This window comes from Histidinibacterium lentulum (assembly GCF_003789055.1).
GTDB lineage: Bacteria > Pseudomonadota > Alphaproteobacteria > Rhodobacterales > Rhodobacteraceae > Oceanicola > Oceanicola lentulus.
In genome coordinates this window covers 257,873-281,019 of the sequence record NZ_ML119085.1, presented here as the reverse complement: position 1 = coordinate 281,019, position 23,147 = coordinate 257,873, and the positions used below count along the sequence as shown (strand labels likewise).

25 protein-coding genes are annotated in these 23,147 nt (G+C 68.4%); 13 read left to right on the top strand and 12 right to left on the bottom strand.

Annotated elements, in window-relative coordinates:
• The first annotated feature begins 4 nt into the window (after positions 1-4).
• Positions 5-1,987 (top strand): preprotein translocase subunit SecA, encoded by a 1,983-nt coding sequence (locus EAT49_RS12115; RefSeq protein WP_185020736.1) that lies wholly within the window; start codon positions 5-7, stop codon positions 1,985-1,987.
• Positions 1,984-2,790, top strand: a complete 807-nt coding sequence (locus tag EAT49_RS12110) for an efflux RND transporter periplasmic adaptor subunit (protein WP_123642586.1) — start codon at positions 1,984-1,986, stop codon at positions 2,788-2,790. Before EAT49_RS12115 ends, EAT49_RS12110 begins: the two co-directional genes overlap by 4 nt.
• On the opposite strand, the gene EAT49_RS12105 is transcribed toward EAT49_RS12110, so the two are convergent.
• Positions 2,787-3,698, bottom strand: coding sequence for a DMT family transporter (locus EAT49_RS12105; RefSeq protein WP_123642585.1), 912 nt, complete (start codon positions 3,696-3,698; stop codon positions 2,787-2,789). The two genes, EAT49_RS12110 and EAT49_RS12105, sit on opposite strands and share 4 nt — an antisense overlap.
• 152 nt (positions 3,699-3,850) lie before the next feature.
• Here EAT49_RS12105 and EAT49_RS12100 point away from each other — a divergent pair, with 152 nt between their 5' ends.
• The 4 genes from EAT49_RS12100 to dxs are packed head-to-tail and all read left to right on the top strand — an operon-like array spanning position 3,851 to position 7,845.
• Positions 3,851-4,783: a histone deacetylase family protein gene (locus tag EAT49_RS12100; RefSeq protein ID WP_123642584.1), complete on the top strand. Its 933-nt coding sequence runs from the start codon at positions 3,851-3,853 to the stop codon at positions 4,781-4,783.
• Entirely contained in the window at positions 4,780-5,019 is a 240-nt protein-coding gene (locus EAT49_RS12095; RefSeq protein WP_123642583.1) for an exodeoxyribonuclease VII small subunit, read from the top strand. Before EAT49_RS12100 ends, EAT49_RS12095 begins: the two co-directional genes overlap by 4 nt.
• Positions 5,012-5,893, top strand: coding sequence for a polyprenyl synthetase family protein (locus EAT49_RS12090; protein ID WP_123642582.1), 882 nt, complete (start codon positions 5,012-5,014; stop codon positions 5,891-5,893). Before EAT49_RS12095 ends, EAT49_RS12090 begins: the two co-directional genes overlap by 8 nt.
• 38 nt (positions 5,894-5,931) lie before the next feature.
• Positions 5,932-7,845 (top strand): 1-deoxy-D-xylulose-5-phosphate synthase, encoded by a 1,914-nt coding sequence (gene dxs / locus EAT49_RS12085; RefSeq protein ID WP_123642581.1) that lies wholly within the window; start codon positions 5,932-5,934, stop codon positions 7,843-7,845.
• 350 nt (positions 7,846-8,195) lie between these two features.
• On the opposite strand, the gene EAT49_RS12080 is transcribed toward dxs, so the two are convergent.
• Together EAT49_RS12080 and EAT49_RS12075 are read right to left on the bottom strand one after the other, a co-directional pair.
• The gene (locus tag EAT49_RS12080) at positions 8,196-8,966 is read right to left on the bottom strand and encodes an ion transporter (protein ID WP_123642580.1); all 771 of its coding nucleotides are present in this window, start codon (positions 8,964-8,966) and stop codon (positions 8,196-8,198) included.
• A gap of 42 nt (positions 8,967-9,008) precedes the next feature.
• Positions 9,009-9,860 carry an SDR family oxidoreductase gene (locus EAT49_RS12075; protein ID WP_123642579.1) on the bottom strand — a complete coding sequence of 284 codons (852 nt, stop codon included), beginning with the start codon at positions 9,858-9,860 and terminating at the stop codon, positions 9,009-9,011.
• Positions 9,861-9,987: 127 nt separating this feature from the next.
• Here EAT49_RS12075 and EAT49_RS12070 point away from each other — a divergent pair, with 127 nt between their 5' ends.
• On the top strand, positions 9,988-11,481 hold the full coding sequence (locus tag EAT49_RS12070) for an AMP nucleosidase (protein ID WP_123642578.1): 1,494 nt from the start codon (positions 9,988-9,990) through the stop codon (positions 11,479-11,481).
• Between the two features lie 198 nt (positions 11,482-11,679).
• The gene (locus EAT49_RS12065) at positions 11,680-11,967 is read left to right on the top strand and encodes an HU family DNA-binding protein (protein WP_123642577.1); all 288 of its coding nucleotides are present in this window, start codon (positions 11,680-11,682) and stop codon (positions 11,965-11,967) included.
• Positions 11,968-12,072: 105 nt separating this feature from the next.
• Here the strand turns inward: EAT49_RS12065 and EAT49_RS12060 are convergent, their stop codons facing one another.
• From EAT49_RS12060 to EAT49_RS12050, 3 genes are all read right to left on the bottom strand, one after another.
• Entirely contained in the window at positions 12,073-12,465 is a 393-nt protein-coding gene (locus EAT49_RS12060; protein ID WP_123642576.1) for a RidA family protein, read from the bottom strand.
• Positions 12,466-12,541: 76 nt separating this feature from the next.
• Positions 12,542-13,237: a response regulator gene (locus EAT49_RS12055; RefSeq protein WP_123642575.1), complete on the bottom strand. Its 696-nt coding sequence runs from the start codon at positions 13,235-13,237 to the stop codon at positions 12,542-12,544.
• A 4-nt stretch (positions 13,238-13,241) separates the two neighbouring features.
• The gene (locus tag EAT49_RS12050) at positions 13,242-13,751 is read right to left on the bottom strand and encodes a MarR family winged helix-turn-helix transcriptional regulator (protein ID WP_123642574.1); all 510 of its coding nucleotides are present in this window, start codon (positions 13,749-13,751) and stop codon (positions 13,242-13,244) included.
• 110 nt (positions 13,752-13,861) lie between these two features.
• On the opposite strand from EAT49_RS12050, the gene EAT49_RS12045 reads away from it, so the two are divergent.
• The 5 genes from EAT49_RS12045 (at position 13,862) to pncB (ending at position 19,020) form a co-directional block, all read left to right on the top strand.
• Positions 13,862-14,956, top strand: a complete 1,095-nt coding sequence (locus tag EAT49_RS12045; protein ID WP_123642573.1) for a glycosyltransferase family 2 protein — start codon at positions 13,862-13,864, stop codon at positions 14,954-14,956.
• Positions 14,957-15,091: 135 nt separating this feature from the next.
• The gene (locus tag EAT49_RS12040) at positions 15,092-15,961 is read left to right on the top strand and encodes a branched-chain amino acid aminotransferase (RefSeq protein ID WP_123642572.1); all 870 of its coding nucleotides are present in this window, start codon (positions 15,092-15,094) and stop codon (positions 15,959-15,961) included.
• Between the two features lie 275 nt (positions 15,962-16,236).
• Entirely contained in the window at positions 16,237-17,004 is a 768-nt protein-coding gene (locus EAT49_RS12035; RefSeq protein WP_123642571.1) for an SDR family oxidoreductase, read from the top strand.
• A 26-nt stretch (positions 17,005-17,030) separates the two neighbouring features.
• Positions 17,031-17,672 carry a cupin domain-containing protein gene (locus EAT49_RS12030; protein ID WP_123642570.1) on the top strand — a complete coding sequence of 214 codons (642 nt, stop codon included), beginning with the start codon at positions 17,031-17,033 and terminating at the stop codon, positions 17,670-17,672.
• Positions 17,673-17,727: 55 nt separating this feature from the next.
• Positions 17,728-19,020 carry a nicotinate phosphoribosyltransferase gene (gene pncB / locus EAT49_RS12025; protein WP_123642569.1) on the top strand — a complete coding sequence of 431 codons (1,293 nt, stop codon included), beginning with the start codon at positions 17,728-17,730 and terminating at the stop codon, positions 19,018-19,020.
• On the opposite strand, the gene EAT49_RS12020 is transcribed toward pncB, so the two are convergent.
• From EAT49_RS12020 to arfB, 6 genes are all read right to left on the bottom strand, one after another.
• Complete coding sequence (locus EAT49_RS12020) at positions 19,017-20,513, bottom strand: P-loop ATPase, Sll1717 family (RefSeq protein WP_123642568.1); 1,497 nt, start codon at positions 20,511-20,513, stop codon at positions 19,017-19,019. The two genes, pncB and EAT49_RS12020, sit on opposite strands and share 4 nt — an antisense overlap.
• Positions 20,514-20,639: 126 nt before the next feature.
• Complete coding sequence (locus EAT49_RS12015) at positions 20,640-20,930, bottom strand: type II toxin-antitoxin system RelE/ParE family toxin (protein ID WP_123642567.1); 291 nt, start codon at positions 20,928-20,930, stop codon at positions 20,640-20,642.
• Positions 20,927-21,172 (bottom strand): type II toxin-antitoxin system ParD family antitoxin, encoded by a 246-nt coding sequence (locus EAT49_RS12010; RefSeq protein ID WP_123642566.1) that lies wholly within the window; start codon positions 21,170-21,172, stop codon positions 20,927-20,929. The genes EAT49_RS12015 and EAT49_RS12010 overlap by 4 nt, the downstream gene beginning before the upstream one ends.
• Positions 21,173-21,383: 211 nt before the next feature.
• Positions 21,384-21,554 carry a nicotinate phosphoribosyltransferase gene (locus tag EAT49_RS12005; protein ID WP_123642565.1) on the bottom strand — a complete coding sequence of 57 codons (171 nt, stop codon included), beginning with the start codon at positions 21,552-21,554 and terminating at the stop codon, positions 21,384-21,386.
• Positions 21,555-21,682: 128 nt separating this feature from the next.
• Entirely contained in the window at positions 21,683-22,612 is a 930-nt protein-coding gene (locus tag EAT49_RS12000; protein WP_123642564.1) for an L-lactate dehydrogenase, read from the bottom strand.
• Positions 22,613-22,642: 30 nt separating this feature from the next.
• Complete coding sequence (gene arfB, locus EAT49_RS11995; RefSeq protein ID WP_123642563.1) at positions 22,643-23,077, bottom strand: alternative ribosome rescue aminoacyl-tRNA hydrolase ArfB; 435 nt, start codon at positions 23,075-23,077, stop codon at positions 22,643-22,645.
• Positions 23,078-23,147 lie beyond the last annotated feature (70 nt).

Here is a 23,147-nt window from a genome sequence, read left to right as displayed (position 1 = left end):
CGCGATGACATGGGCCGCGGCCCCCGTGGCCGCGCGCCCGCCTCCGCGCCTCGATCCCTATGCCGAGAAGCGGACGGAGCCCCTCACCGGCCTCGACGAGATCGCGGCGGACTGGCTCCTGCCGCTCTGGCGCCGCGCCGCGCGGCCCCGCCGCGCGCGCTACTGGCGCCTGACCCGCCTCTGCGGGCAGCTCGGCCCGGCCATGGCACAGGCCGACGACGAGCGGCTGGCCGCCATCGCGGCCCGCCTGCGCGGCACCCTGAGGCAACAGGACCGCCGGGGCACAATCGAGGCGCTGGCGCTGGTGCGCGAGCTCAGCCGTCGCGCGCTGGGCATGAACCCCTATGACGTGCAGATCCTCGCCGCCTTCGCCCTGCTCGACGGCAGGCTGGCGGAGATGGAGACGGGCGAGGGCAAGAGCCTCGTCGCCGCCCTCGCCGCCGCCACCGCGGCCCTCGGCGGCACGCCGACCCATGTGGTCACCGTCAACGACTATCTCGCCGCCCGGGACGCAGAGACCTTCGCGCCGCTTTTCTACGCGCTGGGCCTGTCCCATGGCGCCATCGTGCACGAGACCCCGCCCGAGGTCCGGCGCGGGCTCTACCGGTCGGACATCGTCTACGTGTCGAACAAGGAGCTTGCCTTCGACCACCTGCGCGACCGCGTCCGCATGGGCGGCGCGCCCGACCCGGTGCGGCTGAAACTCGACCGTCTCGCCCTGGCGCAAACGGAGGGGCCGACCATGGCGGGCCTCGCCTTCGCCATCGTGGACGAGGCCGATTCCGTGCTGATCGACGAGGCCCGGACGCCGCTGATCCTGAGCCAGGAAACCGACGCCGCCGCCGAGGAGGCCACCGCCCGGCAAAGCTACGCGCTCCTCGACGCGCTGGAGGAGGGGCGGGATTATGTCGTCGACATCCGCGACCGCCGCACCCGCATCCTCGATCCGGGGCGGGAGCGGCTGGAGGGGCTGGCAAAGGGCCTCGGCCCCGACTGGCAGAACCGCATCCGCCGGGAGGAGGCCGTGCGGCAGGCCGTCCACGCCCGCCGTTTTCTCGTGAAGGGCGACCATTACGTGATCCGCGAGGGCGCGATCGTGATCGTGGATGAATACACCGGGCGGCTGATGCCGGAACGGTCCTGGTCCGGGGGGCTGCACCAGCTGGTGGAGGTCAAGGAGGGCGTGACCGTCACCAGCCGCAAGCTGACCATCGCCCGGCTGACCTACCAGCGCTTCTTCGCCCGCTACCTCCGTCTGGCTGGCATGACCGGAACCGCGCGCGAGGTCTCGGGCGAGCTGGGCGCGACCTACGGCCTCGGCACGCTGTCCGTCCCGCCGCGCCTGCCCTCGCGCCTTAGCCGCGGCCGCACCCGCATCCTGCCCGACGGCGCCGCCAAGGCCGACCTCATCGCCCGCCGCTGCGCCGAACTTTCGTCGCAGGGCCGGGCCGTGCTCGTGGGCACCCGCACCGTCGCCGCATCGCAGGCCATCAGCGCCGCGCTCGAGGCCGCGAGCGTGCCCCATGCCGTGCTCAACGCCCTTCAGGACGAGGGCGAGGCGGCCATCGTCGCCGCCGCAGGCCAGCCCGGCCGGGTCACGGTGGCCACGAACATGGCGGGTCGCGGGACCCATATCACCGTCGCGCCCGAGGTGCTGGCGGCGGGGGGGCTCCATGTGATCCTGACCGAACGGCATGATTCCACCCGCATCGACCGGCAGCTGATGGGCCGCACCGCGCGGCAGGGCCAGCCCGGCTCGGTCGAGCAGATCCTCGCCGCCGACGACACGCTGCTGGCGCCCGTCCGCCGGACCCTGCCGGGCCGCCTGATGGCGCTGCCCGGTGCCGCGGGTCGCTGGGCCACCGCCCGCGCCTTCGTCCGGGCGCAACGCCTCGCCACCCGCCTCAACGCCGAGGCCCGGCGCGCGCTCAAACGCCACGACAAGGCGCTCGACACGATGCTGGCCTTCTCCGGGAGACCCGAATGACCGCCCGCCCGATCCGCTCCGGCCTCGCAGCCGCGCTTCTGCTCCTGCCTGTCTCCGGCACGGCAGAGACCGCCTACGACTGCCTGATCGAGCCTGCGCGCACCGTCACCGTGACCACGCCCGAGGGCGGGCTTCTGGCCGAGGTGCCCGTCTCCCGCGGCAGTCCCGTCAGCGCGGGCGACGTGGTCGCGCGGCTCGACAACAGCGTCGAGGAAACCACTGTCGCCGTGCTGGCCGAACGCGCCGGAAGCGACGCCGAGGTCGAGGCGCAGCTCGCCCGTCTCGCCCTCAGCCGCAGTCAGCGCGATCGGCTGCAGACGCTGGTGGACCGCCAGATCGGCGCGGCGGGAGAGCTGGAAGAGGCCGAGGCGACGGTGGAGGTGTCGGAAAGCGAGGTGGCGCTGGCCGAGTTGCGACAGCGGATCGCCGTGCTCGAACACCAGCGGGCGCTCGACTCTCTGGAACGGCGCACGATCCGCAGCCCGATCGACGGCATCGTGACCCGCACGCTGCTGTCGCCGGGCGAATTCGCCGATCAGAGCAGGCCGGTGGTGGAGATCGCCCAGCTCGACCCGCTCCACGTCGAGGCGTTCCTGCCGATCTCGGCCTATGGCTCGGTCGCGGTGGGGGATCGCGCCATCGTCCGCCCGGCGCCGCCCCTCGAGGGCGCCCACGAGGGCGAGATCACCGTGATCGACCGGGTGCTCGACGCCGCCTCCGGCACCTTCGGCTTGCGCGTCACCCTGGCCAATCCCGACATGGCGATCCCCGCCGGCCTGCGCTGCATGGTAGAGTTCCGCTAGCCCTCGGCGCGCTTCTGCTTCGCCAGCTGCACGGCAAGGATGCCGCCCGCGACCACGCCGACGCCCAGCGCGTCCCAGGTCCCGATCGCCTCGCCCAGCAGCAGCGCCGCCGTGGCCACGCCGAAGAAGGGCGTCAGGAAATGGAACACCGCCGCGCGGGTGGCGCCGATCCGGTTCACCAGCCAGACCCAGGTGACTGTCGCCAGCAGCCCCGGAACCAGCAGCGTGTAGACGAAGGCGGCGATCAGCGGCCAGGACCAGTCCACCTCCCAGCGTTCGAGCGTGACCGCAGGCACAGCCAGCACCGCCGCGCCGACCATCATCTGAAGGCCGACAACCATCAGGTAGTCGCCTCCCGACGATGCCCCTCGCACCGCGAGGGTGGAGACGGTCAGCGACACCACCGCCAGAAGGCACAGCATGACGCCGAAGACATCCGCCCCGCCGCTCACCCGCGTCCCCATGATCAGCGCCACCCCCGTCATCCCGGCGACGAGCCCCGCGACGCCGAGGAGCGGCAGGCGTTCCCGGAACAGCAGCCACCCCGCCAGCGCGACCAGCAGGGGCATCGACGAGGCGATGATCGCCGCCAGCGAGGCCTCCACAGTCTGCATCGCGTAGAAGTTGAGGCCGAGATACCCGCCGAACTGGAACACCGCGAAGATGACCACGCCGCGCCACTGGCCGCGGTTCAGGTGCCAGGACTGGCCCAGGGCCTTCGCCAGAGCGATGCCGATGAGGCCCCCGGCGAGGAACCGCAGCGACAGCGCCGTGAACGGCGGCGCATAGGTGACGATCACCCGCGCCGAGGTAAAGGCCGTGGCCCACATGATGCCGAAGCCGATCCCCGCCGCCAGCGCCGGCCAGTCGACCAGCCGGACGCCGTCCGTCGTCGTGTTTTCCGCCATGCCGGGCCTTTCCGCAGGTTCTGTCCGGGGCGCCCCGCGGGACCGGCCCGGGCGCGCCGGCGGACCCTAGTGCGGCGCCGCGTCGGGCGCCACGGCCTTTGCGCCGAACTTGGCGGCTTGCCTCGCGCGGGGGTTTCGGTTTCCTCTGCCCCATGACCACAGCACTCCTGACCCATCCCGATTGCGCAGGCCACCACACGCCGCCGGGCCATCCCGAACAGGTGGCCCGGCTCGACGCCGTGCTCTCCGCCCTCGAGGGCGCGGACCTCCTGCGGGTGACCGCGCCTCTCGCCGCCGAGGACGACCTGCTGCGGGTGCATCCGAAGGCCTATGTCGACAGCATCCGCGCCGCCGCCCCGGCCGAGGGCTGGGCCGCGCTCGATCCCGATACCTACCTCTCGCCCGGCTCCGTCGCCGCCGCCTTCCGCGGTGCGGGCGCCGCGGTCCGGGCGGTGGACATGGTGCTGGCCGGCGAGGCGGCGAACGCCTTCTGCGCGACTCGCCCGCCGGGGCACCATGCCGAGCGCGAGACGGCCATGGGCTTCTGTCTCTTCGGCAATGTCGCCGCCGCCGCCATGCACGCGCTCGACCATCACGGCCTGTCGCGCGTCGCCATCGTCGATTTCGACGTCCACCACGGCAACGGAACGCAGAACCTGGTGGAGGACGACCCGCGCGTCCTCTTCTGCTCGTCGCACCAGATGCCGCTCTATCCCGGAACCGGTGAGCCCGCCGACACCGGCCCCCACGACACCGTGGTGAACGTGGCGCTGCCCGATGGCGCCGATGGTCGCACCTTCCGCGCCGCGATGGAGCGCGAGGTGCTGCCGCGCCTCGACGCCTTCGCGCCCGAGCTCATCCTGATATCCGCCGGCTTCGACGCCCATGCCGACGATCCGCTCGCCGGGCTGCGCCTGACCGAGGCGGATTTCGCCTGGATCACCGGCAAACTCTGCGATCTGGCCGACACCCATGCCGGGGGAAAGGTGGTGTCCTGCCTCGAGGGGGGCTATGACCTCGACGCGCTCGGGCGGTCGGCCCGGGCCCATGTGGACGTGCTGATCGAACGGGGAACGGGCGGATGAGCGAGAAGCCGGTCGAGGAGATGAGCTTCGAGGAGGCGATGCGCGCCCTCGAGACGCTGGTGGGCGAGCTCGAGCGCGGCGACGTGCCGCTGGAGCAGTCCATCGCGCTCTACGAGCGCGGCGCGAAGCTCAAGGCGCGCTGCGAGACGAAGCTGCGCGAGGCCGAGGAGAAGGTCGCCAAGCTGACGCTCGACGCCGAGGGCCGCCCCACGGGAACCCAGCCCCTCGATGGATAAGGCCCTGCTGAAGACCCACAGCACCCGGGTCACCGATTACCTTTCCCGGCGCCTGCCCGCACCCGAAGGCCCCGACGACAGGCTCCCCGAGGCGATGGCCTATGCCTGGGAAGGCGGCAAGGCGGTGCGGGCCGCCCTCACCGTGGCGGGCTGCGACATCTGCGACGTGCCCGAACCGGCGGCGGTCGCCGCGGCGGCCGGGATCGAGGCGATGCATGCCTACAGCCTCGTCCATGACGACCTGCCCGCCATGGACGACGACACCCTGCGCCGGGGCCGGCCCACGGTCCATGTCGCCTATGGCGAGATGCTGGCGATCCTCGTGGGCGACGCCCTGCAGGCGCTGGCCTTCGAGATCGTCGCCGGGATCGAGGACGTCCCGCCCGACCGCGTGCGGGTGCTGGTGGCGGAGCTGGCCCGTGCCGCGGGTCCCGCGGGCATGGTCGGCGGGCAGTACCTCGACCTCCTCGCGGAACGGCAGGGCACCGGCACCGCGGCCGAGGGTCCGCGCCGGGTCGAGACGATCCAGCAGCGCAAGACCGGCGCGCTGATCCGCTGGTCCTGCGAGGCGGGTCCGATCCTCGGCGGTGCGGACCGCGCCCCCTTCCGGGCCTATGCCGACGCCATCGGGCTGGCGTTCCAGATCCAGGACGACCTCCTCGATGTCGAGGGCACGGCGGAGGAGACGGGCAAGGCCGTGGGCAAGGACGCGGGCCGCGGCAAGGCCACCTTCGTCGATCTTCTGGGCGTCGAGGGCGCCCGCGCCAAGGCCGCGGCGCTCCTGACCGCGGCGGAGGACGCGGTGGCGGGCCTCGGCCCCAAGGCGCATGTCCTGCGCGACCTGGCGCGCTTCATCGTGACGCGGCGCTCCTGACCTGTCGCGCCCGCGGGCGCCGCGTATAAGGCAATGCCATGACCGACCGTCCCCATACCCCGACCCTCGACAAGGTCCGCGTCCCCGCCGACCTGCGTGCGCTCTCCGACGCCGACCTCTCCCGCGTGGCGCACGAGCTGCGCGCCGAAACGATCTCCGCCGTCAGCCAGACCGGCGGGCATCTCGGCGCGGGCCTCGGCGTGGTCGAACTGACCGTGGCGATCCATGCCGTCTTCGACACGCCCCGGGACAAGCTGATCTGGGACGTGAGCCACCAGTGCTACCCGCACAAGATCCTGACCGGCCGCCGCGACCGCATCCGCACCCTGCGCCAGAAGGACGGGCTCTCGGGCTTCACCAAGCGGTCGGAAAGCCCCTATGACCCGTTCGGCGCGGCCCACAGCTCCACGTCCATCTCCGCCGGGCTGGGTTTCGCCGTCGCGCGCGATCTCGGCGGCGATCCGGGCGACGCGATCTGCGTGATCGGCGACGGGGCGATGTCGGCGGGCATGGCCTACGAGGCCATGAACAACGCGGGCCACCTGAAAAAGCGTCTCATCGTCATCCTCAACGACAACGAGATGTCCATCGCGCCCCCGGTGGGCGCCATGTCCTCCTACCTCTCGCGCCTCTACGCCGGGGCGCCCTTCCACGAGCTGAAAGCCGCCGCCAAGGGCGCGGTCAGCTTCCTGCCCCCGCCGTTCCGCGAGGGGGCGAAACGCGCCAAGGACATGCTCAAGCACATGACCGTGGGCGGCACGCTATTCGAGGAACTGGGCTTCTCCTACCTCGGGCCGATCGACGGGCACGACATGGACCAGCTCCTCGCCGTGCTCAGGACGGTCAAGGCCCGTGCGGACGGGCCGATCCTGATCCACGCCATCACGCAGAAGGGCAAGGGCTACGCCCCCGCCGAGGCCGCCGCCGACCGCGGCCATGCCACCGCCAAGTTCGACATGGTCACCGGCGCCCAGAAGAAAGCCGCTTCGAACGCGCCCTCCTACACGAAGGTCTTCGCGCAGACCCTTACCGATCTCGCGGCCCGGGACGACCGGATCGTGGCGGTGACCGCGGCCATGCCCGACGGCACCGGACTTGCCTCCTTCATGGAGCGCTACGCCGCGCGCTGCTTCGACGTCGGCATCGCGGAACAGCACGCGGTGACCTTCGCGGCGGGGCTCGCCGCGGGCGGGATGCGGCCCTTCTGCGCGCTCTATTCCACCTTCCTGCAGCGCGGCTACGACCAGGTGGTCCATGACGTGGCGATCCAGCGCCTGCCGGTGCGCTTCGCCATCGACCGGGCGGGGCTGGTGGGGGCCGACGGCGCCACCCATGCCGGCAGCTACGACATCGCCTTTCTGGCGAACCTTCCGGGCTTCGTCGTCATGGCCGCCGCCGACGAGGCGGAACTGGTGCGCATGGTCGCCACCGCCGCCGCGCATGATGCCGGGCCCATCGCCTTCCGCTTCCCCCGGGGCGAGGGCGTGGGGGTGGAGATGCCCGCCCGGCCCGAGCCGCTGGAGATCGGCCGCGGCCGCCTTGTGCGCGAGGGCGAGCGCGTGGCGCTCCTCTCCTACGGAACCCGGCTTTCGGAGGCCGAAGCCGCCTGCGAGGCGCTTTCCGCCCATGGCATCCATCCCACGCTGGCCGACGCCCGCTTCGCCAAGCCGCTCGACCGCGACCTGATCCTGCGCCTCGCACGCGGGCATGCCGCGCTGATCACCCTCGAGGAGGGGGCGACGGGCGGCTTCGGCAGCCATGTGGCGCAGCTTCTGGCAGAGGAGGGGGTGTTCGACCGCGGTCTCGCCTTCCGGTCCATGGTCCTGCCCGACATCTTCATCGACCAGGCCAGCCCCGCCGACATGTACGCCACGGCGGGCCTCGATGCCGCGCATATCGAGGCGAAGGTCCTCGCTGTGCTGGACTCGGGCAGCCTGTCGAAGCGAGCCTGATCCGGCGGCGAGCCGCTGCGCGGCTCGCAGGGTTCCGGTGCCCCGAAGAGGTGGCGCGACCATAGCGGGCGCCGCGCACGGGGCGACGGCGGGCTTGCCTCCGGCGGGGATGTTTGCAGCCCGAAGAGACGGGGGCCGGGTGCAGCCCCCCGCAGTGGGTCGCCAGGCGCCGTACGGGGGGCCGTCTTCGGGCACGGTCATCGGCGTCCCCGCCTGTACTGTGGCAGCACCCTCGCATGGAGGGGTTGACGGACTCCTAACTCTTTGGGCTGGAAATATCCCGGGAGGGTCCGGGAGGGCGGCGCCCTCCCGGCGGGTCGGCGCGGGCGCAGCCCGCGGCGAAACCGCCCTCAGCGCTCCCCCAGTCGCTTCTCGATCGCCTCGAGCCGCCGCAGAACCTCGTCGCGGTAGTCCGAGGTCGCGGCGTTGGCCTCCTCGGCATGGGCGTCCTGCATGGAATTCACGATGAGACCCACGAGCAGGTTCACCACCGCGAAGGTGGTGACCATGATGAACGGCACGAAGAAGGCCCAGGCGTAGGGATAGACCTCCATCACCGGGCGCACGATGCCCATGGACCAGCTTTCCAGCGTCATGATCTGGAACAGCGAATAGGCCGAGAGACCGAGGTCGCCGAACCAGTCCGGAAAGGCCGCGCCGAAGAGCTTCGTCGCCATCACCGCGCCGATGTAGAAGATGATCGCCATCAGCAGGAAGACCGAGCCCATGCCGGGCAGGGCGGTGACGAACCCCTCGACCACGCGGCGCAGGCGCGGCGCGGCGGTGATCAGGCGCAGCACCCGCAGGATGCGCAGCGCGCGGAGTACCGCGAAGCCCTGGGTCGCGGGCACCAGCGCGATGCCCACGATGATGAAGTCGAACCAGTTCCAGCCCGACCGGAAGAAGCGCGGGCCCCAGGCCACCAGCTTCAGCCCGATCTCCACCGTGAAGATCCCGAGGCAGAGACGGTCCAGGAACACGATCAGCGGACCGGCGGCCGCCATGGCCTCCTCGGAGGTCTCGAGCCCGAGGACGACCGCGTTGAACAGGATCACGCCGATGATGAAGTTGCGCACGGGCGCGCTCTCGATCCAGGCGCCCAGCCGTTCCCTTGCGTCCATCGCCCGTCCCTTCGGTCCCGTTCCGCGCCGATATGGGGCGGATCAGCCGCCCTCTTCAAGGAGCGCCGCGAGACCCGCGCGGTAGTCGGGGTATCGCAGCCGCACCCCCAGCTCGCGCTTGATGCGGTCGTTGGCGACCTTCTTCGATTCCGCGTAGAAACTGCGCGCCATGGGCGTCATCTCGGCGGTCCGGAAATCCTCGGCGGGCGGGACGGGCAGGCCCAGAAGCTCAGCGGCATGGGCGATGACATCCTCGGGCGGCGCGGGATCGTCGTCGCAGACGTTGTAGACCGCGCCCGGGTCCGGCCGGGCGATGGAGGCCGCGAGCACCTGCGCGATGTCCTCGACATGGATGCGGCTGAACACCTGCCCCGGTTTCACGATCCGCCGCGCCGTCCCCTCGCGCACCTTGGCGAAAGGCCCGCGCCCCGGCCCGTAGATGCCCGCGAGGCGGAAGATGTGGAGCGGCAGGCCGAGGCGCGCCCAGTCCGCCTCCGCCGCCACCCGCGCCTTGCCGCGTGCCGTGGCGGGGGTGAGCGGCGCGCGCTCGTCCACCCAGCCGCCGCGATGGTCGCCGTAGACGCCCGTCGTCGACAGGTACCCCGCCCAGGCGAATTGCCCCGCCCGCGCCGCGATCTCCTCCCGCAGCACGGCCAGCACCGGATCGCCCGCCGGCCCCGGCGCGGCGGAGGCCAGCAGATGCGTCGCCCGGTCGAGCGCGGGCGTCATGTCCGCCCCCGGCCAGACCACCGGCTCTATCCCCGTCTCCGCCAGAGCCGCGGCCTTGTCCGCGCTGCGCGTCGTGCCGATCACCGTCCAGCCCTCCGGGACGAGCAGCCGCGCCAGCGCCTGCGCCGAATAGCCGTGACCGAAGGAGAGAAGCGTTCCCGTCATGCCCGAGGCATCGCCCGCCGCAGGCCCGGGGGCAAGGGCCGTCGCGCGGCGGACCGGCTGTCTTGTCTTGCCCCTGTCGTCTTTCTGGTGTGGGTTGGGGCACCCTCAACCGAAGCCAGAGGACCCGATGACCCTGCCTCCCGTGGACCATCCCGGCCTGACCGTCCTGTCGCCCGACGTGCCCCCGCACGAGCCCTTCGGCGATGCGGCGGCGGCGGTGGCGCGGCTGCAGGAGCTTTACGACATCGCCACGCGGTTCCTCTGCGAGCGGTTCACCGCCGCCATGGCCGAGGGCCGGCCCAGCGCCCGCTACCGCGCCTTCTATCCCGAGATCCGCCTGACGACGCAAAGCTACGCCACCGTGGACAGCCGCCTCGCCTTCGGCCATGTGACCGAACCCGGCGTCTATGCCACGACCGTGACCCGGCCCGATCTCTTCCGCCGCTACTTCGAGCAGCAGATCGGCCTGCTGATCCAGAACCACGGCGCCGAGATCGTGATCGGCGCCTCCACTACCCCCATGCCGGTGCATTTCGCCGTGGCGAACGACGCATCCATCAGCGTGCCGCAGGAGGGCGCGGCGGACTTCATCCTGCGGGATTTCTTCGACGTGCCCGACCTTGCGAGCACCCATGACGACATCGTCAACGGGCTCGATTTCGTCTACGCGGACGGCGCCGCGCCGCTGGCTCCCTTCACCGCGCAACGCGTGGATTATTCACTGGCGCGGCTGTCGCATTACACGGCGACGGACGCGAGCCACTTCCAGAACCATGTCCTGTTCACCAACTACCAGTTCTACGTGGACGAGTTCGAGGCCTATGCCCGCGCCGCCATCGCGGACCCGGCGACGGGCTACACCTCCTTCGTCTCCACCGGGAACGCGGAGATCACCACGCATGACGGCGTGCTGCCCGTGCCCGTCAAGATGCCGCAGATGCCCGCCTATCACCTCAAGCGGAAGAACGGGCAGGGCATCACGCTCGTGAACATCGGCGTCGGCCCGTCCAACGCCAAGACCGCGACGGACCATATCGCCGTCCTGCGCCCCCATGCCTGGCTGATGGTGGGCCATTGCGCGGGTCTCAGGAATTCCCAGCGGCTGGGGGATTTCGTTCTCGCCCATGCCTACCTGCGCGAGGACCGGGTGCTCGACGACGATCTTCCCGGCTGGGTGCCGATCCCGCCGCTCGCGGAAATCCAGGTCGCGCTGGAAACCGCCGTGGCCCAGGTGACCGAGCTCGAGGGCTACGAGCTCAAGCGGATCATGCGCACGGGCACCGTGGCGAGCCTCGACAACCGCAACTGGGAGCTGCGCGACCAGCGCGGCCCGGTGCAGCGACTGAGCCAGAGCCGCGCCATCGGCCTCGATATGGAAAGCGCCACCATCGCGGCGAATGGCTTCCGGTTCCGGGTGCCCTACGGCACGCTTCTCTGCGTGTCGGACAAGCCGCTCCACGGCGAGTTGAAGCTGCCGGGCATGGCCTCGGATTTCTACAAGACTCAGGTCGCGCGGCATCTGATGATCGGCATAAGGGCGATGGAACTCCTCAGCCAGATGCCGCTGGAACGGATTCACAGCCGGAAACTCCGGTCCTTCTCGGAAACGGCGTTCCTCTGATGCCCCTAGGGCAACCGTGAGGCCGGCCCAGATTTTGGGCCCAAACCTGTGCTTCCGTTGCCTCGCATGGGCCGAAAATCGCGCGAAACAAGGCTCGCGCGCCGCTTTTGGGGCGGCAAATCGTTGTGTGAGGCCACAAGATGCCGTTAGATGTGGCGACAGGGGCCCACCATATCGGGCAGTGAAGGAGACTTAACCATGGCAAAACCCATGACCAAGACCCAGCTGGTCGCCGCTCTGGCCGACGAGATGGGCAGCGACAAGAAAACCGCCGCCGCAGCCCTCGACGCGGTGAGCAGCGTGATCACCAAGGAAGTGTCCTCGGGCGGTGCCGTGACCCTTCCGGGCGTGGGCAAGATCTACTGCCGCGAGCGGCCCGAGCGCATGGTCCGCAACCCCGCGACCGGCGAGCAGATCAAGAAGGACGCCGACAAGGTGGTGAAAATGACCATCGCCAAGGCCCTGAAGGACAGCGTCAACGGCTGATCCCTTGGGTCGTCCGGTTCCGGGAAAGGGCCGTCCTCGGGCGGCCCTTCTTCCTTTTTGGGGAATGATGCGGGCGGGACCCGCTCTCCTTTCGGGATGACCCGGTCACGACCGGTCAGACGCCGCCGTCACCGAGATTTCCGCTTTCCACGCCGGGTTGGCGAGGCCGCAGATCAGCAGCGTCGAGGCGGCAAGATGACCGCCCAGGACCCGATCCCTGACCTGCCGGGCGATCGGCACGCCCTCGGGCTCGGTCAGAAAGACCTTCATGTCGACGATGTCGGTATGGGTCATGTCGGCGGCCTTCAGGATTGCCAGCACGTTGCGCCAGGCCTGTTCGAGCTGCGCCTCCATCCCCTCGGCCAGCTCGCCCTCGGGCGAGATGCCGAGCTGCCCGGACACATGGACCACGCGCGCGCCCGCGCGAACCTCCATGGCCTGCGCATAGGCCGAGTTCGGCTTCGGGGCCTCGTCCGTCCTGATTTCGACGTTTGCCATGCCTGTCCTCCCTCTGGCCGTCGCGCCGACCGTGCCACAGGGCGCGCAGGCGTCGCAACCGCGGGCTCGGGGCGGGCTATTCCGGCGCCAGCATGTAGCCCGAGCCGCGCACCGTCTGCAGGTAGCGCGGCTGTTTGGGGTCGGTCTCGAGCTTGCGCCTCAGCCGGGTGATCTGCACGTCCACCGCGCGCTCCTGCGCCTGCCCGCCGGCGCGGCCCAGTTCCTCGACCAGGGTCATCCGGCTCAGCGGCTCGCGCGGACGGGCGGAGAAGATGCGCATGAGGTGGCTCTCGGTGGCCGTCAGCCGGACCATCTGCTCCCCGCGCCACATCTCCCCGCGCTCGATGTCGTAGCGGCAGGGGCCGAGGTTCAGCATCTTGGGGGCCACCGTCACCGGCTCGGCGGCCGGAACCCGCCGCAGGATAGCGTTGATCCTCAGCAGAAGTTCCTTCGGCTCGAAGGGCTTGGCGAGATAGTCGTCGGCCCCCGCCTCCAGCCCGCTGATCCGGTCGCCGGTCTCGCCCCGCGCGGTCAGCAGCAGGATCGGCGTGCCGAGCCGCGCCCGCAGGTCCCGGCAGAGCGACAGCCCGTCCTCGCCCGGCATCATCACGTCGAGCACGATGATGTCGAACTCCAGTCCTGCCAGCAGCCGGCGCGCATGGGCCGCATCGCGCGCCGCGCTCACGAGATAGCCGTTGCGCAGCAGGAACTTCTGCAACAGGCCGCGGATGCGCTCGTCGTCATCCACGATCAGGACATGGGCGTCTGTCACGCTGTCATCCTCCCCTGTCGGCCTTGTCCCGCAAGGCTTCGTATTGCGGCAGGGTCTCGTCGTCCATCATCGACTCCAGCACCTGCCGGAACCCCGTCACCGCCGCCGGTCCCGCGGCCCGGTAGGCCCGCCGCATCCTGTCGCGCTGCACCCGGCTGAGCTCGGATTCCAGCGCCGCCCCCGTTTCCGTCAGCCGCAGGTGGCGCTCCCGCCGGTCCCGCTCCCCGACCGTGCTTGTCACGAGACCCTCCGCGATCAGCGTCCGCAACACACGATTGAGCGACTGTTTCGTAACGCCGAGGATGGTCAGCAGGTTGTTCACCGTCGTCCCCGGCACCCGGTGGATGAAATGCAGCGCCCGGTGATGCGCCCGTCCGAGCCCCCTGTCCGCGAGGATCCGGTCGGGATCGGCGGTGAAGCCGCGATAGGCGAAGAACATCGCCTCGATCCCCTTGCGCAGCTGCTCGTCGGTCAGAAACAGGAGGCTTTCGCCCTCGTGCGCGGAGTCAGGCATCGCAAATCCTTGCAGGTCGCGTCGGCGGCCTGACGATAGGACAGGAACGTTGACGCGCCAAGGGTGCAGCGATAGGCCAGCCGGGGCGTTGTCGACCCTGGGGGCGTGAGATGATCTCTGCACTCGCACGCATGTTCCGGGGTCCGAAGCCGGCGATGCTGACCTATGTCGTCCCCAACTACGGCTACGAGCACCTGATCGGCGACTGCCTCGCCTCCCTTCTCGCCCAGACCCGTCCCGACTGGCGCGCCATCGTCGTGCACCAGGGCCCCGAGGAGGCCATCGCGCCGGTCCTCGCGCGCCATGCCGATCCCCGGATCACGCATCTGGCCTTTCCCGGCCCCGTGACCACCTTCAAGGCCCGCCGCGCCGGGTTCGAGGCGGTCACGACTCCCTTCACGGCCCATATCGACGCCGACGACATGGTCGGCCCGCGCCATGCCGAGCACCTTCTCGGCGCGGCCCTTCGCACCGGGGCCGACATCGTGATCGGCAATATCGAGACGGAGCACCCGGACGGCAGTGTGGTCGTGGGCGAGAAGCACACCAACTGGTCCGCCCCCATGGAGGGCAAGGGCGCGGACGCAGCGCTCTTCATGCGCGACCATTCGCGCAGCATCATCTGGGACGCCGTCTACAGGACCGACGCGCTCCGGGACACCTATGCCGAGATTCCGCAGGACCTGGCCGTGTCGTATGCGGAGGACACCGTCCTGCGCTTCATGCTCTGGAGCCGGGACGTGAGCTTCGTCCGGGTTCCCGAGATCGTCTACCGCTATCGGAGGCACGCCGACTCCGTCACGCAGCGCGGCGGTCTCGACGCCGCCCTCCGGCGCTGGAACGAGGCGCGCACGGCCTATGGCTTTCTCCACGACACGTTCCGGGCCGATGACCGCCGGATGTCCGAGATGCCCTGGCTACTCGACAAGGTGGCCAGGTCCTACCGCAACTCGGTGGCGGCGCATGTCTGGACGTTGAGCGGGCTGGCCGGGCTCCCGGAGGAGGAATTCCAGGCCCTTTCCCGGGATGTCGAGTTCGACTTCGTGCGCGAGGCGCGCTCTCACCGCACCGAACAGGGGGTCCGGGAAACCCTCAGGAAGACGCGCGACCGGAACGCGGCCCTCCGTGCGAAGATCTCGAGGCTCGAGGCGGAGGTGGCCCGGCTGAGGGGCGACGCCGCCGCGCCGGAGGCGGGCCGGGACTAGGAGACGGGTCCGGAAAGAAGGTCAGCTTTGTTGACATGCCTCGGGCGCTCTGTTAGCGGATTGCAGGTTTCGACGCACGAATATGTCCGCTTCGGACTTAGTGTTGAAACAAGTGCAAAGAGCCGGGAGGGCAGGATGGCTGGCGCCTATGATGACCGCGATGGAAAGATCTGGATGGACGGCACGCTGGTGGACTGGCGCGACGCCAACGTCCACCTGCTGACCCACGCCATGCACTACGCCTCCTCCGTCTTCGAGGGGGAGCGCGCCTACGGCGGCACCATCTTCAAGAGCCGCGAGCATTCCGAGCGGCTGGTCGCCTCGGGGGCCGCCATCGACATGCCGATCCCGTGGACGGTGGACGAGATCGAGGCCGCCAAGGCGGAGGTTCTCGCCGCCAACGGGCTGAGCGATGCCTATGTCCGCGCCATCGCCTGGCGTGGCGCCGGTCCGGACATGGGCGTCAGTTCCGTGCGCAACCCGGTCCGGCTGGCCGTGGCCGCCTGGGAATGGGGCGCCTATTACGGAGACGCCAAGATGAAGGGTGCGAGGCTCGACATCGCGAAATGGAAGCGTCCCAGCCCCGAGACCATCCCCAGCCACGCCAAGGCGGCCGGTCTCTACATGATCTGCACCATGTCGAAACACGCCGCCGAGGCGAAGGGCTGTTCCGACGCCATGATGTTCGACTACCGCGGCTACGTGGCCGAGGCGACGGGCGCCAACATCTTCTTCGTCAAGGACGGAGAGGTCCACACCCCGCTCGCGGACTGCTTTCTTAACGGCATCACCCGCCAGACCGTGATCGGGATGCTGGCCGAACGGCAGATCAAGGTCCACCAGCGCCACATCGAACCGTCAGAGCTCGAAAGCTTCCAGCAGTGCTGGCTGACGGGCACCGCCGCCGAGGTCACGCCCGTGGGCACGATCGGCGACTATTCCTTCGAGGTCGGAGCGCTGGCCCGGGAGATGGTGGAAAGCTACGAGAAGCTCGTGCGGGCCTGAGGGCCGCAGGACGGCCCCGGTTTGTCCGGGGCCGCCTCCGTTGACCCGTCGGGGGTCGCCGCCCCCGCCGACCAAGACCGCCCGTCGTAGGGTGGGTTTCCAACCCACCGCGCCCGCCCATGACCGCCTGTCGTAGGGTGGGTTTCCAACCCACCATCCCCGCCAAGGCTCGCTCCCCCGGGATCGAGCCTGACGCGATGCCCCCATCCCACGGACATTGCCGCCACCGCGCCGCCCGGTGCACACTGAACCCGCCCCGGAGCAAAGGCCCGCCCATGACCCACCCGCTCTTCTCCCTCGCCGGACGCCGCGCGCTGATCACCGGGTCGTCCCAAGGGATCGGCCTTGCCCTCGCCGCAGGGCTGGCGGAGGCCGGGGCCACGGTCATCCTGAACGGCCGAGATCCGGAACGGCTGGCGCGTGCGGTGGAGACCCTGCGCGCAGCGGGGCACGAAGCGGGGATGGTGGCTTTCGACGTCACCGACGGCGGGGCCGCCACCGAGGCCATCGACCGGATCGAGGCAGAGGAAGGACCCATCGACATCCTCGTCAACAACGCCGGGATGCAGCATCGCGCGCCGCTGGAGGAGTTTCCCGAAGCGGCCTTCGACGCCCTCATGGCGCTCAACCTCAAGGCGGTGTTCACCGTGTCGAAAGCCGTCGCCCGCCACATGCTCCCCCGGGGCGGGGGCCGGATCGTCACCATCGCCTCGGTGCAAAGCGCGCTCGCCCGGCCGGGCATCGCGCCTTACACGGCGGCAAAGGGCGCGGTGGCGAACCTGACCAAGGGCATGGCCGCCGACTGGGGCCCGCGCGGCCTGCAATGCAACGCCCTGGCGCCAGGCTATTTCGACACGCCCCTGAACGCCGCTCTCGTCGCCGATCCCGACTTCTCCGCCTGGATCGCGCGCCGTACGCCCGCCGGGCGCTGGGGCCGGCTCGAGGAACTGCGCGGCGCCTGCATCTTCCTCGCGTCGGATGCCGCCTCCTATGTCAACGGCCAGACGCTCTTTGTGGACGGCGGCATGACCGCCACGCTCTGACGCCCAACGGCCCGAAAGGACCCGCCATGGAGATCAATGCCGATTTCACCGCCCGCACTCTCGTGCGCTTCGCCGACGCGCCCTGGACGCCCTCCCCCAGCCCCGGGGTGGAACGCAAGATGCTCGACCGGATCGGCGGCGAGGTGGCGCGCGCCACCTCCCTCGTCCGTTTCGCCCCCGGATCCGCCTTCGCCCCCCATACCCACGGTGGGGGCGAGGAATACCTGGTGCTCGAGGGCACCTTCCAAGACGAGAGCGGCGACTATCCAGCAGGTTCCTACGTCCGCAACCCGCCCACCTCGCGCCACACCCCCGCCGCCGCCGAAGGCGCCACGATCTTCGTCAAGCTCCACCAGTTCGACCCCTCGGACCGCACCCCCGTCCATGAGCGCACGGACGAGGCCCGCCTCCTCTTCGCCAATGCCGAGGAGGAGGTCCGCATCCGCATCCTGACCCCCCACGAGGAGCTCCGCCTCGACGCCTCGGGCGGCGCCGAGATTTTCCTCCTCGACGGCGCCGTCACCGAAGCCGGCGACACCCTCGCCCCCTGGGACTGGCTCCGCCTGCCGCCCGGTTCCACGCCCCTGATCGCCGCCGGCCCCCACGGCGCGAAGCTCTGGACCAAGACCGGCCACCTCTCCGCCCGTCCGCCCGCCGCCCCCGCCTAGCTGGACGCGGCCCACCGGCCCCGACATAACAGGCCGCGCAACGCCGGAGGACCAGATGGTCGACATCGCCACCCGTGTCTGGAACCACAAGTGGAAGATCGACCCGATCGTCCGCTCCCTCATCGACACCGACTTCTACAAGCTCCTGATGTGCCAGTCGGTCTTCCGCAACCGCCCTGACACCACCGTCACCTTCTCCCTCATCAACCGCACCAGCACGGTCCGCCTCGCCGAGCTGATCGACGAGGGCGAGCTGCGCGAGCAGCTCGACCACATCCGCTCCCTGTCGCTCACCCGCGGAGAGAGCACCTGGATGCGCGGCAACACCTTCTACGGCAAGCGCCAGATGTTCACCCCCGCCTTCATGGACTGGTTCGAGGGCGTCCGCCTGCCGCCCTACGAGCTCGAGAAGAAGGACGGCCAGTACGAGCTGACCTTCGAGGGCAAATGGCCCGAGGTCATGCTCTGGGAGATCCCCGCCCTCGCCGTGCTGATGGAGCTGCGCGGCCGCGCCGTGCTCAGCGCCATGGGCCGGTTCGAGCTTCAGGTCCTCTACGCCCGCGCCATGACCAAGCTCTGGGAGAAGGTGGAGCGCCTGCGCCATGTGGAGGGCCTGCGCATCGCCGATTTCGGCACCCGCCGCCGCCATTCCTTCCTCTGGCAGGACTGGGCGGTGCAGGCCATGCTCGAGGGGCTGGGGCCGAGCTTCATCGGCACCTCCAACTGCCTCATCGCCAAGAACCGCGACCTCGAGGCCATCGGCACCAACGCCCACGAGCTGCCCATGGTCTACGCCGCCCTGGCCGAGGGCGACGCGGCCCTCGCCCGCGCGCCCTATGACGTGCTCTCGGACTGGCACGAGGAGCATGACGGCAACCTGCGCATCATCCTGCCCGACACCTACGGTACCGAGGGCTTTCTCGCCCGCGCGCCGGACTGGCTCGCGGGCTGGACCGGCATCCGCATCGATTCCGGCGACCCCGCCGAGGGCGCCGAGACCGCCATCCGCTGGTGGCAGGCCCGCGGCGAGGACCCGAGGCAGAAGCTGGTGATCTTCTCCGACGGTCTCGACGTGGAGCGGATCGAGGAGCTCTCCGCCCGCTTCTCGGGCCGGGTGAAGGTGTCCTTCGGCTGGGGGACCCTTCTGACGAACGATTTCCGGGGCCTGGCGCCGGGGGATGCGCTGGCGCCGTTTTCGCTGGTGTGCAAGGCTGTCGCCGCCGAGGGGCGGCCGACGGTGAAGCTGTCAGACAACCCGAGGAAGGCCATGGGGCCGGAGGGGGAGATCGCCCGCTACAAGCGGGTGTTCGGGGTGGGGGAGCAGGTGGTTCGGGAGGTGGTGGTTTAGTTTGCCCATTCTCTGCGAGAGAACCCAAGTTTTGGATCAGACTGTAGTCCGCGATGGACGATAATTCTCTTGTTTGGATGCAGAGTGGTGTCGCCTCGGTAGGAAGCAAATATCTCAGTGACCACGCCATCCTTCTGGTGATTAAAAATGAAGCCTGCCTGGAATAGGTCATCAATGAAGACTTGCAGATCAAGGCGTCTTTCTAAGATCGAGAGTTCTCCCATTAAGTCTTCAATATTTGCGTATACTGGCCTTTGAAGGCGCCTTAGAGCCTCATCCAATATGCCGCGGCTATACTTCACCTCCATTTCCGCTAAACAGTCAGATGAACTCGACCGACCGTAGTCCTTCAGGAATTCAATTTGGTTCCCATCGTTTGAGAACAGCTGGCTCATAGAGCCATTCGTCGCTTGATAAGACTTAAGGAGTCTTACAATGTCTCGGGGTCGGTACCAAGTCAAGTTCAGAAAGTATGGAGGAAACTCAATATCTTTCTTCTCATCAAAGTTGAAGACCTTTTTTGGTATTATGCTACTTGGGTCTGGCCGAGCTTCGCCAACTTCGACCGGTCTAGCATGTCTTATTTTTTCTTTAAGTAGCCTAATCAGGCTATTGTCCCAATTTGCGGAGGTAGGCCAGCTCAAGCTTACAAAGCTTGAATCAACCACCTTCCCGATTTCGTTGTCTCGGCGCTTAAGTTCTTCTCTTATCTCTGGCCGAAGGCAGCAAATTACGTGAATATTCATGCCATTATCGACAAACAGATCATTCAGGTCGGAGGATGACCTCACGATGTCGCGAACCATCGCAAGTTTCAGATCGAACTCGTCAGATTTTGACGTCTCATGGCTCAAATTGAGCTCATCAAAAAAGAAGTATTGCTTGTGATCCGGGTGGCATTCCCTTAGTAATTGAAATCCCATTTTTACGTATTCATCCAAAGTAAAGATAGGATCGGAGATTTTGAACTTTGCGAGAATCTCTGATGGCAGAGTCAATGGCCCAAGTTTGAGGTCTTTTCCCACTCCTCCAGAGACGGCATGATCCTCAAGTTTTGCGGAAAACATGAATTTAACGAAATTTGAATTTCGTACGCTCAGCCTCTCTGCGATTGAAAAAAGGACACGACGCTTCCAAAAGCCTCTAAAATCATAAAGTTCCTGAATTCTCGCTGCCAAAGCAGCCTCGATCAAACTCTTTGTGTCTAGAGTATGCGTTCTCACCGCGTCACGGACGTCATTAAGGGACAAGTCTGACGAAAAATTAAAGAAGTCGGAGGTGTAGCCGCTAGTTTGAAGTTCGTTGGCGAGTGCGAGACAACATGAAGATTTTCTGGTCCCTTTTCGCCCGACAATTATATAGTTCATGTCATTTTTGAGCGACTTGAGGGAAAATGCTTCCGGAGAAACAAAGGAGGAAATAAATCCCTCTGGGTCTCTTTTGTATTCCCTGACGCCGGACAAGTCACCAAAAATGAAATCACGAAACTTCATCGCACTAAGGCCCATGATATGAATTGCTGACTGCAAGTATTGCAAAACATTCTGGTTGGAGCAAGTGGACGTTCTAGCAGGCTAGTAGCAACCCGTAGGGTGCGCGTTCATGCGCACCAGCGCCCCTCAAACCCACCGCCCCGCGTCCATCCGCTGGTGCAGCACCCGCACCACCTCCACCGCGTCGCCGGTCTCCACAAAGAACACGAAGTGGCTCCCGACCCGCGCGCGCCGGTAGCCTTGGCGGAGATCGTCGGCAGGGTGCCAGCGGGCCGACCCGGTGCAGAGCGCGATGAAGACCGAATGAATGTCCCGGATATACCGTTCGGCCTGCACCGCGCCGAAGGTTTCGAACGAGTAGGTCCAGATCTCTGCCATGTCCGACTGAGCGCGGTCGGACAGCCTGAGATCCTTCACGACCGATGCTTCGCGCGCATCCGTTCCAGAAAGTCCTCCAGATCCCAGGGTGTGGCGAACCCGCTTTCCTCCCCCTCGATCAGCGCCGCCCGCAGTTCCGCCAGCTTCGCCTCCTCTTCCTCCAGCAGCCGCAGCCCCGCGCGGATCACGTCGCTGGCGGAGGCGTAGCGGCCGCTTTTCACGCTGTCCTCGATGAAGCCGGTGAAATGCGCGCCGAGAGAGACGGAGGTGTTGCGGGCCATCGGGTGCTCCGGGTCAGGATGTACCAAGGATGGGTATCGAGGCGGCGTCGGTCAAGCCTGGACGATCCGTAGGGTGCGCCTTCAATGCGCTACATTCACCGGGAAGGCGGGCCGGAAACCCACCCTGCGTCGCCCCCCACAATGCCGGGCCAAGGCCCGGCCTACGGTGGGTGCCCGGCGGTGCAGCCGTAGGCCGGGCTTCTGCCCGGCATCACCCGTCCTCCTCGGGCACCACCGGCACGGTCTCCACCCCGTCCTCCGAGGCTTCCTGCACCCCTTCGCCGAAGAGCAGCATCGCCCCAACGAGGAGCGCGAAGCCGAGGGGGATGAGGATGAAGAGACGGGGGTGCTTCACCCCGGAACGGCGTTTGCGGTCGGTCATGGGGCCTCCTTGCAAGCCCCAACGCCCCGGCCCCCCGGAGGGTTCACCCGCGGCGGCGCGCAGATCCCGCCGTTAACACTTTAAGCCTTCAAAATCATATACTTGAAGCCTGTTACATCGTGTAACGCTCAGAGCGGCACCGCCTCCACCGTCTCCTTCAGCAGCGCCGCCGAGGCCCGCAGGCCCTCCGTCTCCTCCGTCGACAGCTCCGGCACCAGCTCCGCCGAGACCCCGCCCGCGCCCACCACGCGCGGCACGGAACAGGCGACCTCGCGGACCCCGAGCACGTCCGACACGGTCGAGACCGTGAGCACCGCCTGCTCGTCCGACCGGACCGCCGAGACCACCCGGGCGAGCCCGGCGCCGATCCCGTACCAGGTCGCGCCCTTGCCCTCGATGATCGTGTAGGCCGCCCGCCGCACACCCGCGTCGATCCTCTCGCGGACCTCCGCCGTCAGCGGCCGCCCCATCTGCGCGGCGAAGCTCTCCACCGACACCGACCCCGCCCGCGCGTTCGACCAGGCCAGCACCTCGCTGTCGCCATGCTCGCCCAGAACGTAGGCATGGACCGACCGCGGCGCGATCCCCAGGTGCCGCCCCACGAGCCAGCGGAACCGCGCCGTGTCGAGGATCGTCCCCGACCCGATCACCCGCCCCGCCGGCAACCCGGACAGCCGCTGCGTGATCTGCCCCATGATATCCACCGGGTTCGACGCGACGAGCAGGATCGCCCCCGGACAGACCCGCATCACCTCTCCCACCACGGAGCGGAACACCTCGGCGTTCCGCCCGAGAAGCTGCAGCCGCGTCTCGCCCGGCTTCTGCCCGACCCCGCAGGCGAGGATGACCACCGCGGAGTCCTCGAGATCCTCGTAGGTCCCGGCCTCCACCACCGTCTGCCCCGCGAAAGGCACGGCATGGGCGATATCCTCCGCCTCCGCCCGCGCGCGCTTGTCGTCGATATCGACAAGCACCACGCGCGAGGCGGTGCCCCGCATCACCAGGGCGAAGGCAGCCGAAGAGCCCACCATTCCCGCACCGACGATTCCGACCTTCATGGCATGTCCTCCTTGGGTCCGTTTCGAAACTCAGGCCGGCCCGCCGCCCGGATCGACCTTGCCCCGCATCGACTTGACCTCGCCGCGCTTCTTCTTCGCCTCGAGCCGCTTGCGTTTCTGGTTGAGGCTGACCCGCGTCGGCACCCGCCGCTTCGGGCGTTCCAGCGCCTTGCGGACGAGGTCCGCGAGCCTTTCGCGGGCGATCTCGCGGTTGCGGGCCTGGCTGCGTTCCTCGGCGACCTGGATCACCACCGCGCCCTCCTTGGTCCAGCGCCGCCCGGCCAGGCGTTCGAGCCGCCGCTTGACGGCCTCGTTGAGGGAGGGCGAGCGGGCGGCCTCGAACCGGAGCTCGACAGCCGAGGACACCTTGTTGACGTTCTGCCCGCCCGGACCTCCGGAGCGGATGAACTGTTCGACCAGCTCCCAGTCCTGCAGCTCCACCTGGTCATTGATCCGAAGGCCCATCGTCGCAGTCTCTGTATCCGTCCGTCTTCAACGCAGCGTGCCGGCGGGGTGATCCAATTGAAAAGGGCCG